Source organism: Flavobacterium sp. (assembly GCF_028689845.1).
Classification (GTDB): Bacteria; Bacteroidota; Bacteroidia; order Flavobacteriales; family Flavobacteriaceae; genus Flavobacterium.
Genome location: NZ_JAQVCH010000045.1, coordinates 1 through 15,269, shown reverse-complemented (window position 1 = coordinate 15,269; position 15,269 = coordinate 1). Strand labels below are relative to the sequence as shown.

The window sequence follows — 15,269 nt, the reverse complement described above, 5'->3', positions numbered from 1 at the left end:
GAAGACCAATCACACCAATTACTAGAACTACAGTTGGAACAGATATGTTAATGGGCGAATTCAAAGCAGTGGCTTATCCAAACCCATTCAACAACAGTTTTGCACTTGATTTAAAAACCAACAATACGACTCCAGTAAGTCTCGCTATTTATGACATGACCGGAAGATTGTTAGAAACTAGAGAAATCAAAGTAGACGGATTATCAAGCCAAACTATTGGCGAGCGTTATCCATCAGGAGTTTACAATGTACTAGTAAATCAAGGTGAAAATACCCAAACCATTCGAGTGGTGAAACAATAAGAAAAGCGAACTATCGCAATTAAAACAAGAAACCTCCGAGCAATCGGAGGTTTTTTTATGGATTTAAACGATTTTTAAGGAAACACAACGATTTAAATGGGTTCTTAAGTAGATTAAAATTAATTTTGACTATCTGTTTTTAGTTTCTCAAATTATGAAAAAATATACGTTGTTTTTTTTAATTATATTTGTTAGTAGTTTGTATTCCAATACGATAAGTTTATTTTCTCTATTTAAGCCTAGTGAAAGTAATACAAAGGAAATAACTTTTGATTTGAATTCAAGCCATAAACAGTTCTCTACACATTTTCTCTTAGATTCCATAAGAAAAAACTCAAGTAGAGCTGTTTTAAATACCAACATTTATTTTCAAGATGCCGATAACGATGGTTATGGCAATGAAGAGGTTTCTGTAGAAGCAGAAGTGCCTCCAAATGGTTATGTATTGATTGGTGGTGATTGTGATGACACCAATAACACGATTTATCCAGGAGCAATAGAGATTTGTTTTGATGGAATTGATCAAGACTGTGATGGTTATTTAACACAAGGATGTCCAATTATTACCACACAGCTTTTACCCGAAAACTGTGGTGTAAATCTAAGTAGCATCGATCAAATATTACGTGCAAATCATTACTCACAGAGTTTGCCTATTGGAGTTTTTGCATTTCGATATCGGTTTAGAATTACTAATTTATTAACGAATGAAATTCGAATAATTGAAAGAGAAAATTATATTTTTCAAATTACATTTGCTGATTTTGCCAAATATAATACACCTTATTCCGTTGAAGTTCAACTGCGTTTAAATCAAGAATGGACTGGTGAATATGGGCCAGCATGTACAATCATAACTCCTGCAGTTCCTCCAACTCAATTAGCATTCACTTCTTGTGGTTCTTCGTTAGAGCAAATGAATAATATCATTAGAGCCAATGTGGTGCCAGTTGCAACTAATTATGCGTATGAAGTTTCTCTAATTGAGGAAGGAATTCCAGTAGAAACAACTACTTTAATAATTCCTAATGCATCTTTTAATTTGTTGTTATTAAGTGGCATATCAATTAAATATGCTTCGGAATATCGTGTGCGAATTAAAGCACAAGCTCCAACCTCAAATGGTTTGATGTGGTCATCTACTTTTGGAGAGCCTTGTTCTGTTTTTACGCCCCATGCACCAATAGTTTCCATAGAGGGTTGTGAGTCGGAAGATGGGATAATTGCAGGGTCAATGAATCAACTAGTTTTTGCTTCCCGAACTGGAGGGGCTACGCTTTATCGATTTACCTTAGCAGATGATTTCGGTTATCTCCAAACCCGCACAACAACAGACAGGTATTTTAGATTAAGTAATTTTGATGCTTTATCACCTTTAACAGCAGGAAGAGAATATTCAGTTATGGTTGAAGTTATGATTTATAACTACTTTTATTCTGGTAAAGATTGTAATATAAAAGCACCTGGAAGTGCACAACTGCCATTACTTAAAAACGCTCTTGTTGTAACTGATAAAAATGTTAGTTTCGAAAAAGCAAGGGCATATCCAAATCCATTTTTTACTACTTTTTCAATTGACTTGATTTCGGAGAGTTCAAATCCAATAAAACTTGTAATTTACGATATGACAGGGCGTTTATTGGCTACCCATCAAATGCAACCAAATCAACTTTCTAAACTTTCATTAGGTGAACTATATGCTCCTGGAATTTATAATTTGGTGTTGATTCAAAATGACCAAATAAAAACGGTTCGTGTAGTAAAACAATAATTCTTAAACTAAAAAAACCTCCAGTACAGAGGTTTTTAGCAATCATTATTTTTATTTGCCTTTTCCAGAGGCTTCTAGATTTCGTTCAATGGTATGACCTGGTCTTGACCATTTTGGTTTTTCTCCCAAGGCTTGAAATTGAGAATCTTCTGCTTCTACAGTCTTAGGCTGCATGATTTTAATGAATGGTTTTTGTGCTTGTAGACCTAATAGTTCAAACATCTTCATGTCTTCATTTACATCTGGATTTGGTGTTGTTAATAGTTTATCGCCAGCAAAAATCGAATTCGCACCAGCAAAAAAGCACAAGGCTTGTCCTTCACGTGTCATATCCATTCTTCCAGCTGAAAGCCGAACTTGCGTTTCAGGCATTACGATACGGGTAGTGGCCACCATACGAATCATTTCCCAAATTTCTATGGGATGTTGTTCTTCTAAAGGTGTTCCTTCTACCGCTACCAATGCATTGATTGGAACGGATTCTGGTTGTGGATTTAAAGTAGCCAAAGCAACGAGCATACCTGCACGGTCTTCTATACTTTCTCCCATTCCAATAATTCCACCACTACAAACCGTTACATTTGTTTTTCGAACATTGTCGATGGTTTTTAAACGGTCTTCAAAACCACGAGTAGAAATAACTTCTTTATAATAATCTTCTGAGGTATCTAAGTTGTGATTATAGGCATATAAACCCGCTTCGGCTAAACGTTGAGCCTGATTTTCTGTTAACATCCCAAGGGTGCAACACACTTCCATCTCTAATTTATTGATGGTTCTCACCATTTCCAATACTTGATCAAATTCAGCCCCGTCTTTTACATTTCGCCAAGCAGCTCCCATACAAACGCGAGATGAACCCGTTGATTTGGCTCGAAGAGCTTGGGCTTTTACTTGTGAAACAGACATTAAATCATTTCCTTCAATGTTGGTATGATAACGAGCAGCTTGTGGACAATAACCACAATCTTCTGGACAGCCTCCCGTTTTTATGGATAATAAAGTAGAGACTTGTACGACATTAGGGTCGTGTTGTTGCCGATGGATGGTTGCTGCCTCATAAAGCAAATCCATTAAAGGTTTGTTATAAATGGCAATGATTTCTTCTTTTGTCCAATTGTGTCTTGTCAGGCTCATATATTCAGGTTTAATTCTCAAAAGTAATTAATTTCTTCCGATGATTTCAGGGGTTAACTTGCTAAATTTTAAAATTTAATCAACATTTTTTTTTATTTTGACAGCGGCTTTCCATCCGCATCATATAAAATAATCCAATCGTTGTGTCCAAAATAATCCCATTTAGCTTCTGAGAAGTCAACCGTTGGGTCAATAAAAACCTCATAAGGCTTGCCGTTAACTGCCAATTTAGAATCTATGAAAATTTGAACTTCTTTGCCTTGTTGAGCAAACTCTTTTTTTATGTGTTGGGCCATTTGCCACATTCCGTCGGGTTTGGTGGCAACAAACCCTAATTGTTTTTGAGTTAGTTTTTCATTTATAGGATAGGCTAGCTCTTGATTGGTTTTTTTATCCACAATTCGAAAGCTTGTCATACCTCTTTTATCACGAAGCATCATTCGCCAACTTAAACGATGTCCTTCTTCGGTCCATAAAACATCTCCTTTGATAAACCAATGTCGAATTGGTAATAGAAGCTGAAGGATAAAAAAGGGAATAAAAAAATACATAAGCACTTTAGAAGAACTATAATACGGAATATCAACGTTTTTTAGACTTGGTTTTTTTCTAAAAAAGAGAGCTCGAATTGTTTCTGGTGGGTAGAAAAAAACCACAACGCTCAAAGCAAAATAAGGGAATATTCCAATTTTGAGTGTTGCCGAATTAAATAAATGAAAAATCAAACTGGCAATTAAAGCAAGGTTTCGGGTTCTTTTCCATAATAAAGCGGGAATGATTAATCCATCAAACAGAATTCCAGCATAGGCAATGAATAAATGAAACCATTTTTCTTTAAAAAGGAATCCAATAATGGGATAATCGGACATTCTATTAAATAAAATGCCTGTGAAAGTGCCATCTAACCAATCGGGATAAAACTTCGAAATTGTTGCGAAAAAATAAACGATTGTCATTTGCACAATAATAATCCAAGCACACCATTGCGGCATACTTAAACTTTTTAATTTTGGATTATTTTTTACATCGAGTGACGCATAACGATTTGCTGGCAAAAAATACATGATGACACAAACCAAAATTAGTAAGTAATAATGGTTGTTATACGACGCTTTTTGCATTAAAAAAACCGCTGTCCACATCAACGTAAAACCCGCAACACTTAGTCGGTATTTAAACCCTAAAAGTATTCCAAGTCCAAAAACTCCCATGATTGTATAATAAACATACATTCCAATTCCGGGTAGTGGAACTAAAAAATCAAAACCAATATGCGGAAGCGAAACTGTTGGATTAATCAGGTTTGTTTTTACCCATCCGGTAAACATTGAAAAAAAGCTTTCCGCCATTATTAAGGCTCCTAATAAAATTCTAAATAGAATTAAAGGAGCGTTATCAATTGGGCGATATGCTTTTTGTAGCATCATAAATTCTTTAAATAGGCTACGGCAACTTTTTTATCTTCAATTAATTGTTGGGCGAGCAAGTCTAGATTTTCAAATTTTTGTTCATCTCGAATTCTCTTTAAAACTTGAATTTGGATTTTTTTATCGTATAAATCATCGGTAAAATCAAAGAAATGGATTTCAATAGTTTGTGAATCACCATTAACTGTCGGATTGAAACCGATGTTCATCATGCCAAATATCAACTTTTCATTGATTAAGCTTTGAATGATATAGACACCGTTTTTCGGAATTAATTTATAGCTTTCTTCAATGGCTAAGTTAGCTGTTGGAAAACCAATCGTACGCCCAATTCCTTTTCCTTTGTTGATTGTGCCAGTTAAGAGGTAGGCATAACCTAAATAGGTATTAGCTAATTCGATATTTCCATCTAAAAGAGCATTTCTGATTTTGGTTGAACTCACTGAAACAGCATCAATTTCTTGTGCAGAAATTTGTTCAACCTCAAAATGATAGTTCTTGCCAAATTCAATCAAATCATTGATGTCGGCTGTTCTATTTCTCCCAAAACGATGGTCGTAACCAATTATAATTTTTTTTATATTAAATAAATCAACGAGCACGGAGGAGACAAACTCTTCTGCGGATAATCTTGAAAATTTTTGATCAAAAGGATGAACCACAAGTAAATTTAGTCCGCAAGCTTCTAATAATTGAATCCGTTCTTCGATTGTATTTAATAATCTTATTTCCTGACTGTCTTGAAGAATCATTCTGGGATGAGGAAAAAAAGTTAACACAAGGCTATTGCAATCGCATGACTTAGTGTTTTGAATAAGTTTTTCGATGATTTTTTTATGACCAATATGAACACCATCAAAAGTGCCTAGAGTCATGATTGATTTTTGTCTAGGGGTATAATCGTAAATAGAAGAAAAAATTTTCAAAATAAGTAGCCGCTAAAATGATTGTAAAACAAAAGTAATAAAAAAAAGGGTTTTGAAATTTCAAAACCCTTTTTTAGCAGAAAAAAGAATGGTTTATTCTTTAATAAACTGCAATGTTTTTGTTTCGTTGTTTTTCACAATTTTCACAAAATATACTCCAGTATTTAAACTAGAAGTTGAAATTGATAAATCATCTGTAGAAGTAACATTTCTTTTCATAATTTCTTGACCAAGGGTGTTGTAAATCATGAAAGCAGATGGTAACTCTAAATTATCAGAGATTCCAATATTTAAAACATCTTTTGTTGGATTTGGATATAGGGTAATTTTAGTTAGCATATCAAAATCTTCAGTTCCTAAAGACCCAACATACATAGAAGTAGATTCGCTGCTTCCACTGCTAAATGTTGAATTAACGATAACAACATCTGAAGATGTTTTTAAGGTATAAAAACCCTCTCCGTTGGCACAACAGATTCCATTCCCAGCTGAATCAAAAATAGTAAAAACATAACATTGGTTATTTGGTACGTTGATATTTTGATTAAGGATAGATGGTAATGAATTAGGAGAGTTAGAATAAGGACCTCCTTGAGCGAAAACTGCTCCTGCAGCGTTTTTCAAGTTCCAAGTGGTTTGACTACCTAGACGGTCTCTTTGTAATTGTAATTTAATTTGAGTGGTAGTATAACTTGCTGGAATAACAGGCATTTCAAAATCACCAAAGGCTTCATTGTTTGTAGCTCTTTGATCGGTCACGCCGTTTGCATTTATAATATTTACACTAATTGAACCTGATTCAGTTGCATTAACAGGCATATCAAATGTTTGAAATTTATTAGTTGCTAAAGAGCCAGTCCAATTGTAAATTTGTGGCGTTCCACCACCAATCGTATATTGAATGCTAGCAGAATTTAAAACACTCGTACCTCTATTGTAAATTGTTACTTTTTGAGTCACGACCGTTTGACAAGCAGAAGAACCAGGACAAGTTGGCTCAATATAAATCTGAGCATCATTGGCAAACAATGTAATAGGTAAATCTTTGATTGATGTTTTTAAACTTGCTCTTCTTGGAGAATTATTCATTACTGCAGTAATTCTATCTTTTTGATTCGTCGTATAGATGCTCATACAAGCATCGTCTGAATAGTCCATGTAGTTTTCTACCATATCCATGCCCGGACTAGCAGGACAAGTGTCCATTCCTGTTTCACAGTTAAAGTGTGGACCATTAGCATTTGGAGTGTCTGCACAAAAATCATCAACAGTACAGTCGCCATCGCCCCAAATATGACGTAATCCTAAAAAGTGACCTACCTCATGAGTCATTGTTCTTCCTTTGTTGTATGGAGCATTCAACATAAAAGTTCCGTCATTATAATCAATACTTCCAAAAGTACTATAAATAGCAACTACACCGTCTGTAAAAGCACCTCCGGTTGTAGGTAGCCCTTGTAATCCTGAACCAATTGGAAATTGTGCATAACCTAATAACGTATTGTCGCTAAAACTTACGCTCCACATGTTCATATAATCATTTGGATTCCAAATTGTAGTAGGCTTTACAGTAGAATTGATTTGAGCTTGAGACCATGAAGTTTGACATAAATTAACGCGATTAATACCGTTTGTTGGGTTTCCGTTAGGGTCAACTTTTGCTAATTCAAATTGAACTTGAGTGTCTGCTCCAACGGGGTTAGTGTTGTAGCCTGGCGTACCAACTTTTCTTCTAAAATCGTTGTTCATCACAGTGATTTGCGACATTACTTGAGCATCTGTAATATTTGGAGCAGTTCCCACAGGTTGGCCACTATGGATAACATGCACTACAACAGGAATCGTAATAATTCCACCCGATTGAGAGTTCGTTGCGCCTCCAGCTTGATATTGAGCAATAAGTGGATTAATCCATGCCTCAAATTCAGCTGGTGTTTGTCTTGTTGGATCTTGTTCTCTTAAATATTCTTCATATTCATTGCTGATGCAACGAACATAGCCAGATGGCGAAATTGCTGCTGCCGAGATTGGTTTGCCGAATGCAGTTGGCGTTTTGTGTGTATGTTGTCCAAACATAGTGACAGACAACATCAAAACATAAAATAGGGTAATTTTTTTCATTGTTTTTGTATAGTTAATAGGCAAAAATATTAAAAAATTTAAAATTATCAAATTAAGTTCGACATAAATATTTATAATTAACTATAAAACAGCACATTTGTTAAGTAAGTAGTAATAAAATTGACTTAATTGGACAAGATTTGTAGTAAATTTATTTTTGATTAAATTTTTTTCGACTGTACTCATTAAAGTAATTACTTTTTAACACATAAATTGAATAGTTTTTATATTTTTGAACGTTTAATAAATATACCACAAATGAAAAAAATACTATTCGTGTTTTTACTGATTTTTTTTAGTCAATTAAATGCACAACAAGATTCGTATTGGAATTTAATTTCTAATACAGCAACACTATCCAAAAACAAAAATGTATTGAGGGAAACTTTTCCTGATCATTTTTTATTATTTGAATTGAATCGAATAAGCTTTTCTGCTCAAATTGAACAAGCTCCAACTCGATTTACTGCACAAAAAGGGGTGTTTTTAACCCTTCCTCTAGCTGATGGAACGATAGAAGAGTTTGAGGTTTTTGAAGCTTCAAATTTTGCAAAAGGATTACAAGACTCCTATCCATCCATTCGTTCCTATGTTGGAATTGGAAAGCAAAACAAAACTTCAGTCGCTCGAATTAGTGTAGACCCAAGCGGCATTCAAGTGATGATTTCAAAAGCCGGACAAAAAACAGTTTTCCTTGAGCCTTTTTCTGGCGATGGGATGATTTATGCGGTTTATACTTCTTCTCGTAAAAAAGGGAAATTACCTTTTACGTGTTCTACCGAAGATCAAGCCTTGGTGCTTAACCTCAATAAAGAAGCACAACAAGCTCAATCCAGTTCTGGTGAATTATTGATTTTTCGCTTAGCTCTTTCATGCAATGGGGAGTATACCCAATATTTTGGAGGCACTGTGGCTGGAGCTTTAGCAGCAATGAATGCCACAATGACTCGAGTGAACGGTGTTTTTGAAAAGGATTTTGGTATCCATATGGATATTATCCCAACCAATGAAAATGTTATTTTTACAAATCCTGCTACAGACCCCTACACGGGAATGGGTAGCTGGAATAATCAATTGCAAACCACGCTGACTAATATTATTGGCGAGGCAAATTATGACGTGGGTCATATGTTTGGTGCGTCTGGTGGTGGTGGAAATGCAGGGTGCATCGGTTGTGTATGCGTTGATGGTCAAAAAGGAAGAGGAATTACTTCTCCTTCAGACGGTATTCCTGCTGGAGACAATTTTGATATTGATTATGTTGCTCATGAATTGGGACATCAATTTGGAGCTAACCATACTTTTTCGCATAATATAGAAGGAACAGGTGTTAATGTAGAGCCAGGAAGTGCTTCAACAATTATGGGTTATGCCGGAATTACCAGTCGTGATGTACAACAACATTCCGATGATTATTTTGTGTATGCAAGTATTAAACAAGTGCAAGATAATATGGTTGGAAAAACGTGCCCAGTTAGAATTCCTAACGGCAAACCTATTCCGGTAACGGATGCAGGGCCAGATTATACTATTCCGAAATCAACTCCTTTTGTACTTACGGGTTCTGCAACTAATCCCAATGCGGATGCGTTGACCTATTGTTGGGAGCAAAATGATACGGCAACCAACGGTCAAACAGGAGCAAATAGTGCTGCATCAGCTACGAAAACAATAGGGCCAAACTGGCGTTCTTATGATCCAGTAGCAGAACCAGTGCGTTATTTTCCTCCTTTAAGTAGAGTAGTGGCCAATCAATCGACTACGCAAGGACTTGAAATTGTAGTAGAAGCTTTAAGTTCTGTCGCTCGAACACTAAATTTTGTACTCACCACAAGAGATAATTTTGTGGGAGCAGGGCAAACGAGTTCAGATGTAACTCAAATTACCGTAAATGCAACAGCTGGACCTTTTGTTGTTTCAGCTCCAAATACTTCTTTAACGTGGCAAGCAGGAACAAATCAAGTTGTTACTTGGGATGTGGCCGGGACAACTGGAAATGGTGTCAATGCCAATTATGTAGATATTTATCTTTCTACTGATGGCGGATTTACCTATCCTTTTTTATTAGCTAGTCAAGTGCCAAATGATGGCTCCGAAACGGTTACAGTTCCAAATCAGTTAGGTAGCACCAATCGAATTATGGTTAAAGGACATAATCATGTTTTTTATGACATTTCGAATACTAATTTTGTTATTAGCTCTCCAAGTTCAACTTTTGCAGTTGCTTTTGAAGGAGTCGCAGGTGGACAAAACAAAGCAGGTTGTACGGGTGGAGAAGTGAGTTATACTATTCCGTATGCAACTCTTCAAGGGTTTGCTGGAGTAACGAATTTCTCCGTTTCTGGCGAGCCAGTGGGTACAACCGTGACTATTTCTCCATCTTCCCTAAGTTCAACTGGAAATGTGGTGGTAACTATTAGCAATACTGATAATGCTGCACCCGGTTTTTATTCGTTAATTTTTACAGCGATTTCAGGTTCAGAAACTAAAACAGTTCCGTTATATTATGAGTTATTCGATGCTAACTTAAACGGAGTTAGTTTACTTACTCCAACCAATTTAGCTACCGCTCAGTCTGTTAACCCAACATTAACGTGGTCTGCCATTCCAAATGCTACCGCTTATGATGTTCAAGTGTCTACAGATGTAGATTTTAATACAATTATTGCTTCAGCCTCAGTGATTACCCCAAGTTATACCGTTACTGGTTTAGCCGAAGCAACTGATTATTATTGGAGAATTCTCGCTAAAAACAGTGCTTGTTCTGGTGTGTTTACTGCAGCGTTTACTTTTGGAACCGGGCAAGTAGTTTGTGCTTCGAATGTAGCTACAAATGTACCAATCACTATTCCAACAACTGGAAATACTACCGTGAATTCTACTCTAACCGTTACAGACAATGCAACCTTATCCGATGTGAATGTAACCTTAAACATAGCTCATACATGGGTGAATGATATTACGGTGACTTTAATTAGTCCAGCTGGAACACAAGTGCAGTTGGTGGCCAATCCATGTACAAGTGCGAACTTGCGAAATATTCAAGCTACTTTTGATGATGCTGGAAATACGGTTGTTTGTGCTGTTAACCCAGCTATTTCAGGAACAGTTAAACCATTTCAGCCATTATCAGCTTTTAACGGCGAATCTTCCGAAGGAATTTGGACATTACGCGTCTTGGATTCTTACAGCCAAGATGGCGGCACGATTAATGGGTGGACTTTAAATTTATGCAGTACGCAACAACCGTTGGCTGTTTCTACGTATTCTTCTCCCGATTTTATGGTTTATCCAAATCCGAATAAAGGAACATTTAATTTGCGTTATAAATCAGCGTCGTCTAATTCTATTGCGGTAACTGTTGTGGACATGAGAGGACGATTTGTTTATGCTCAATCTTTTGAAAACAATGGTTTGCTTGAAGAGTCAATATCTTTAAATGCAGTACAAACAGGTGTTTATATGATGAGTGTTGTGGATGGAAATCGTAAATCTGTACAAAGAATTATCATAGAATAAAAGTAAATACGGTTTTTATACGTATTCAAATTAAGCCTCAAGATTTTTATCTTGGGGTTTTTTTAGTTGAATTTAGCTTTAATTTGCGTAATAAGCTGTGGAATTTTGCCTACCGTAAATTCTACTTGCAATTGTTGACCCTCCTTTGTGTTTTCTAGAAGGAGTGATCCTTTTTCGACTTTAAAATAACCGGTTTCTCCTCTACAAAAACATTGCCGGCCAAAAATTAATTTCGTTTCTTGAAGTGCTAAATCACTTAATTTTAAGGATTTATCAGAATTTTTAATTTCAAAAATAAGGTCTTCACGATAATGACCATCTTGTAAATTAGCTTGGGTTGTTTTGTTGTACTGATAATGAATTACAGTGGTGCCTTCGTGATCTTTGAGGTCATAATACATGCCGCCAAAATCGTCATAAAGCAGCAAGAGTTGTTTGTTTTTTAGGATTTCTATTTCGCAAGTGCCGTCAGTTGGGCATTCACTGCTCAGTATTGGAGAGGTGTCGGAAAGGGGTTTTTGAGCCTTACAGGAACATAAAAATCCTAAGAGAAATACAAGAATAAATTTTTTCATTGTTGTTGTTTTGTGCTTCATTTGGCGAACGAGCATGATTTACTTTCCATTAAATTCATTCATCGTGTTATTTAAACCTGCCAACGCAAAGGAATAAATTATTTCTGCCGCTATATCGAGTCGTTCTGTCAATTTTGCTTTTTCTTCTTCATTCCATTCGCCTAAGACGTAATCAACTTGTTTGCCTTTTTTAAACTCGTCGCTGATGCCAAAGCGAAAACGTGGATATTCGGCAGTATTTAATAAAGCTTGAATGCTTTTTAGTCCGTTATGTCCACCGTCACTTCCTTTTGATTTGATTCGAATAGTGCCAAAACTCAAATTTAAATCGTCGGTAATAATCAGGATGTTTTCTTTTTCAATATTTTCTTTTTCCATCCAATATTTAACTGCTTTTCCGCTCAAATTCATGTAGGTATTGGGCTTTAGGAGCAGTAGCGTTCGTCCTTTGGTTTTAAACTCGGTGATGTCGCCCAGCTTGGCTGTTTGAAAAGTAATATTTTCTTTTTTAGCTAAATGGTCAACTATTTTGAATCCGATGTTGTGTCGCGTGTTACTATATTCGGCTCCGATGTTTCCGAGGCCGACGATTAGAAATTTTTTCATATCCGGTGCTATGACGGTTTTTTGAGTTTGAAAAAGTGATTGTATCCAGTTAATCATGTTGCAAAAGTACGAAAGTTTCTTTTTACAGCCGATTTTGATTTGGAGCACATGCTACCCCTGATAGCAGTGAAAAGCCTTGTGCAGACAAAATTATTTTTTTCTTGACGAACCAAAGCGACCAACGGAAGCTCTTGGGGCGGCTTAGAAAAAACAGTTTTGGCAAACAAGCTTGGAACGAATAGCAGGATTGGGTTCTTGAAAAAGTTGGCAGTTTTCAGTCGCAGTGGCAGTTTTCAGTCTCGGCTTCCACAATCTTGTCATCCTGACGAAGGAGAAATCACATAACGGTTAGCAAATATTCAAAAAAAAAGCACCGGCGTGAACCGATGCTTTTGTTATAGAAAAGAAATAAATTATTTTTTCTTTTTTGGTCCGCCTTTTTCTGCTTTGGCAGCTTCTTGAGCAGCTTTCATTGCAGCACGAGAAATTCTTACTTGAGCCACAACCGTGTTGTCTGGATGAAGAAGTTTGTAATTATCGGTTACAATTTTAGTAACATATAATTTGTTTCCCATTTGTAATTCAGAGATATTAGCCTCGATAAAATCAGGTAAATTTTTTGGAAATGCTTTTACTTTTAATCTTCTTTGGTTTAAACGTAAAACACCACCTCCTAAAACACCAGGAGAAGTTCCTGTTACTTTAACAGGGATTTCCATCATGATTTCTTTATCGTCTTTTAACGCATAGAAATCAATGTGTAAAATTTTGTCTGATACGGGGTGAAATTGGATATCTTGTAAGATAGCCTCTTCTTTTTTTCCGTTACTTAGTTCAATTACAACAGTGTGTGCGTTTGGAGTGTACACCAAGTTTTTGAATGCTTTTTCTTCTGCTGCAAAATGTACTGGTTGACTTCCTCCGTAAATAACGCAAGGAACCATTCCAGCATCACGTACGGCTTTCGTTGCCTTTTTGCCTACGTTTTCTCTTTCTGATCCTTTAATCGTAATCGATTTCATTGTAAAATATATATAGTTAATAAAAAATACTTGTTTAGTAAGGAGATTGCTTTGTTACTGGCAATGACATTACATTAAAAACTTTCCGCTGATAGAGCTGTTGTGTTGAACCATGTTCATTACTTCTGCAAAAAGTGGTGCACAACTCACGACTCTTATTTTATTTGACGCTCTTTTGAGTGGAATAGAATCGGTTACGATTAATTCGCTCAATTGCGATTTTTCTAATTTTTCATAGGCATCACCCGATAAAATGGCGTGTGTGCAAATGGCTCTAACGCTCAAAGCTCCTTTTTCAATCATCAAATCGGCTGCTTTGGCCAGGGTTCCACCGGTGTCGACCATGTCATCTACCAAAACCACATTTCTGCCTTTTACCTCTCCGATGAGTTCCATTGTTCCAATTACATTGGCTGCTTTTCGTTGTTTATAACAAATCACCACATCCGATTCTAGAAATTTAGAATAGGCATACGCTCTTTTAGAGCCGCCCATATCAGGAGAAGCAATGGTTAAATTGTCCAACTGTAAACTTTTTAAATACGGCAGAAAAATAGTAGAAGCAAATAAATGGTCTACTGGTTTTTCAAAAAATCCTTGAATTTGATCGGCATGTAAATCCATGGTCATAATTCGAGTGGCTCCAGCTGTTTCCAATAATTTGGCGACTAGTTTTGCTCCAATTGGAACTCTAGGTTTGTCTTTTCGGTCTTGTCTAGCATAACCAAAGTAAGGAATTACGGGAGTAATATGTCTGGCTGACGCTCTTTTAGCAGCATCAATCATCAATAAAAGCTCCATTAAATTGTCTGAACTCGGAAAAGTAGAACAAACAATAAAAACGCGTAAACCTCTAATCGATTCTTCATAAGAAGGCTGAAATTCACCATCACTAAATTTTGAGAACGTAACTTTACCGAGCGGAACACCATAGTTTTTGGCTATTAGTTCGGCTAAGTGGACACTTTGGGAACAAGCAAATATTTTTGCTTCCGGTTCTTGATGTGACATTTTAATTTGTTGTTTAGTAGTTAGTTGTGTGTCGTGTTTTAAACGAGGTGCAAATTTAGAAATAAAAATCAACTTGGAAAGCAATTTTTACACAATTTTCTTGAAAATGTGACAAAAAAATATTTACATTTGCATCCACAAATTGAAACATTCTTTTTGTAAAAATGAATTTAGGTTAACTTATTTCATTTTTTTGCCCGGATGGCATAGCATTTAATTAATTTTTTTAGAAAAATTAGTCAAAAACTAAAAAATCTAACTTGACAGATGGTTAACTATTAAATTAATTTTTTAAAGTCATCTTTTTTTGCCCGGATGGCATAGCTTTTAATTAATTTTTTTAGAAAAATTAGTCAAAAACTAAAAAATCTAAAACGCCCGGATGGCGGAATTGGTAGACGCGCACGACTCAAACTCGTGTACTTAGGTGTGTGGGTTCGATTCCCACTCCGGGTACTTTAAAAACCTCTATAATGTTGACAATCAGCATATTAGAGGTTTTTTATTTGTTTTTTTGCCGATTTTTTGCCGAAAAAATAACTTTTTTATAAGAAAGAAACATGTGTTTTATAAAGAAGTTTTTATATTACTTACTTAAATTAACCTAATCCTGCATTAAAATTAATTTCCTCTACTAATTGAATTACTTTAATTAGTTTTTCTTCTTCATCAAAAACACCAATAATACCGTTATCATCTAGGTCGTTGAAAGGAGGTTGCGTCAACCCCAAGCTCCCCGAAGTCTTCCTCTAAAAAGTAGCACTGAGCTCTGCGAATGTCTCTGACTTCGCAGCACTAAAACAAATCCAATTTTTATTATATTTGATAAAAAAATAGATTTTGGAAGAAGGA

At 35.8% G+C, this 15,269-nt stretch carries 12 protein-coding genes and 1 tRNA gene; 4 read left to right on the top strand and 9 right to left on the bottom strand.

Going from position 1 to position 15,269, the window contains the following annotated elements; all coding sequences use genetic code 11:
• Together PHR76_RS12445 and PHR76_RS12440 are read left to right on the top strand one after the other, a co-directional pair.
• Nucleotides 1-302 (top strand): T9SS type A sorting domain-containing protein (locus tag PHR76_RS12445; protein WP_300063246.1); only part of this gene is annotated, 302 nt, incomplete at its 5' end.
• Nucleotides 303-456: 154 nt separating this feature from the next.
• Nucleotides 457-2,073, top strand: a complete 1,617-nt coding sequence (locus tag PHR76_RS12440; RefSeq protein ID WP_300063243.1) for a T9SS type A sorting domain-containing protein — start codon at nt 457-459, stop codon at nt 2,071-2,073.
• A 51-nt stretch (nt 2,074-2,124) separates the two neighbouring features.
• On the opposite strand, the gene bioB is transcribed toward PHR76_RS12440, so the two are convergent.
• The 4 genes from bioB to PHR76_RS12420 all read right to left on the bottom strand — a co-directional run bounded on the left by bioB (nt 2,125) and on the right by PHR76_RS12420 (nt 7,684).
• Nucleotides 2,125-3,210 (bottom strand): biotin synthase BioB, encoded by a 1,086-nt coding sequence (bioB, locus tag PHR76_RS12435; protein ID WP_300063240.1) that lies wholly within the window; start codon nt 3,208-3,210, stop codon nt 2,125-2,127.
• A gap of 92 nt (nt 3,211-3,302) precedes the next feature.
• Nucleotides 3,303-4,634, bottom strand: a complete 1,332-nt coding sequence (locus PHR76_RS12430) for an HTTM domain-containing protein (RefSeq protein WP_300063237.1) — start codon at nt 4,632-4,634, stop codon at nt 3,303-3,305.
• Complete coding sequence (locus PHR76_RS12425; protein ID WP_300063234.1) at nt 4,634-5,563, bottom strand: bifunctional riboflavin kinase/FAD synthetase; 930 nt, start codon at nt 5,561-5,563, stop codon at nt 4,634-4,636. Before PHR76_RS12425 ends, PHR76_RS12430 begins: the two co-directional genes overlap by 1 nt.
• A gap of 93 nt (nt 5,564-5,656) precedes the next feature.
• Nucleotides 5,657-7,684, bottom strand: coding sequence for a M43 family zinc metalloprotease (locus PHR76_RS12420; protein ID WP_300063231.1), 2,028 nt, complete (start codon nt 7,682-7,684; stop codon nt 5,657-5,659).
• A gap of 258 nt (nt 7,685-7,942) precedes the next feature.
• On the opposite strand from PHR76_RS12420, the gene PHR76_RS12415 reads away from it, so the two are divergent.
• Nucleotides 7,943-11,203 (top strand): reprolysin-like metallopeptidase, encoded by a 3,261-nt coding sequence (locus PHR76_RS12415; protein ID WP_300063228.1) that lies wholly within the window; start codon nt 7,943-7,945, stop codon nt 11,201-11,203.
• Between the two features lie 62 nt (nt 11,204-11,265).
• Here the strand turns inward: PHR76_RS12415 and PHR76_RS12410 are convergent, their stop codons facing one another.
• The 4 genes from PHR76_RS12410 to PHR76_RS12395 form a co-directional block, all read right to left on the bottom strand.
• Nucleotides 11,266-11,778: a hypothetical protein gene (locus tag PHR76_RS12410; RefSeq protein ID WP_300063226.1), complete on the bottom strand. Its 513-nt coding sequence runs from the start codon at nt 11,776-11,778 to the stop codon at nt 11,266-11,268.
• Between the two features lie 39 nt (nt 11,779-11,817).
• Nucleotides 11,818-12,441 (bottom strand): aminoacyl-tRNA hydrolase, encoded by a 624-nt coding sequence (gene pth / locus PHR76_RS12405; protein ID WP_300063223.1) that lies wholly within the window; start codon nt 12,439-12,441, stop codon nt 11,818-11,820.
• Nucleotides 12,442-12,797: 356 nt separating this feature from the next.
• Nucleotides 12,798-13,406 carry a 50S ribosomal protein L25/general stress protein Ctc gene (locus PHR76_RS12400; RefSeq protein ID WP_300063220.1) on the bottom strand — a complete coding sequence of 203 codons (609 nt, stop codon included), beginning with the start codon at nt 13,404-13,406 and terminating at the stop codon, nt 12,798-12,800.
• Between the two features lie 69 nt (nt 13,407-13,475).
• Complete coding sequence (locus PHR76_RS12395; protein WP_300063217.1) at nt 13,476-14,417, bottom strand: ribose-phosphate pyrophosphokinase; 942 nt, start codon at nt 14,415-14,417, stop codon at nt 13,476-13,478.
• A 376-nt stretch (nt 14,418-14,793) separates the two neighbouring features.
• Here PHR76_RS12395 and PHR76_RS12390 point away from each other — a divergent pair.
• Nucleotides 14,794-14,873, top strand: a tRNA-Leu gene (locus PHR76_RS12390).
• 143 nt (nt 14,874-15,016) lie between these two features.
• Here PHR76_RS12390 and PHR76_RS12385 read toward each other — a convergent pair.
• Nucleotides 15,017-15,148 carry a hypothetical protein gene (locus tag PHR76_RS12385; protein ID WP_300063214.1) on the bottom strand — a complete coding sequence of 44 codons (132 nt, stop codon included), beginning with the start codon at nt 15,146-15,148 and terminating at the stop codon, nt 15,017-15,019.
• Between the last annotated feature and the right edge of the window lie 121 nt (nt 15,149-15,269).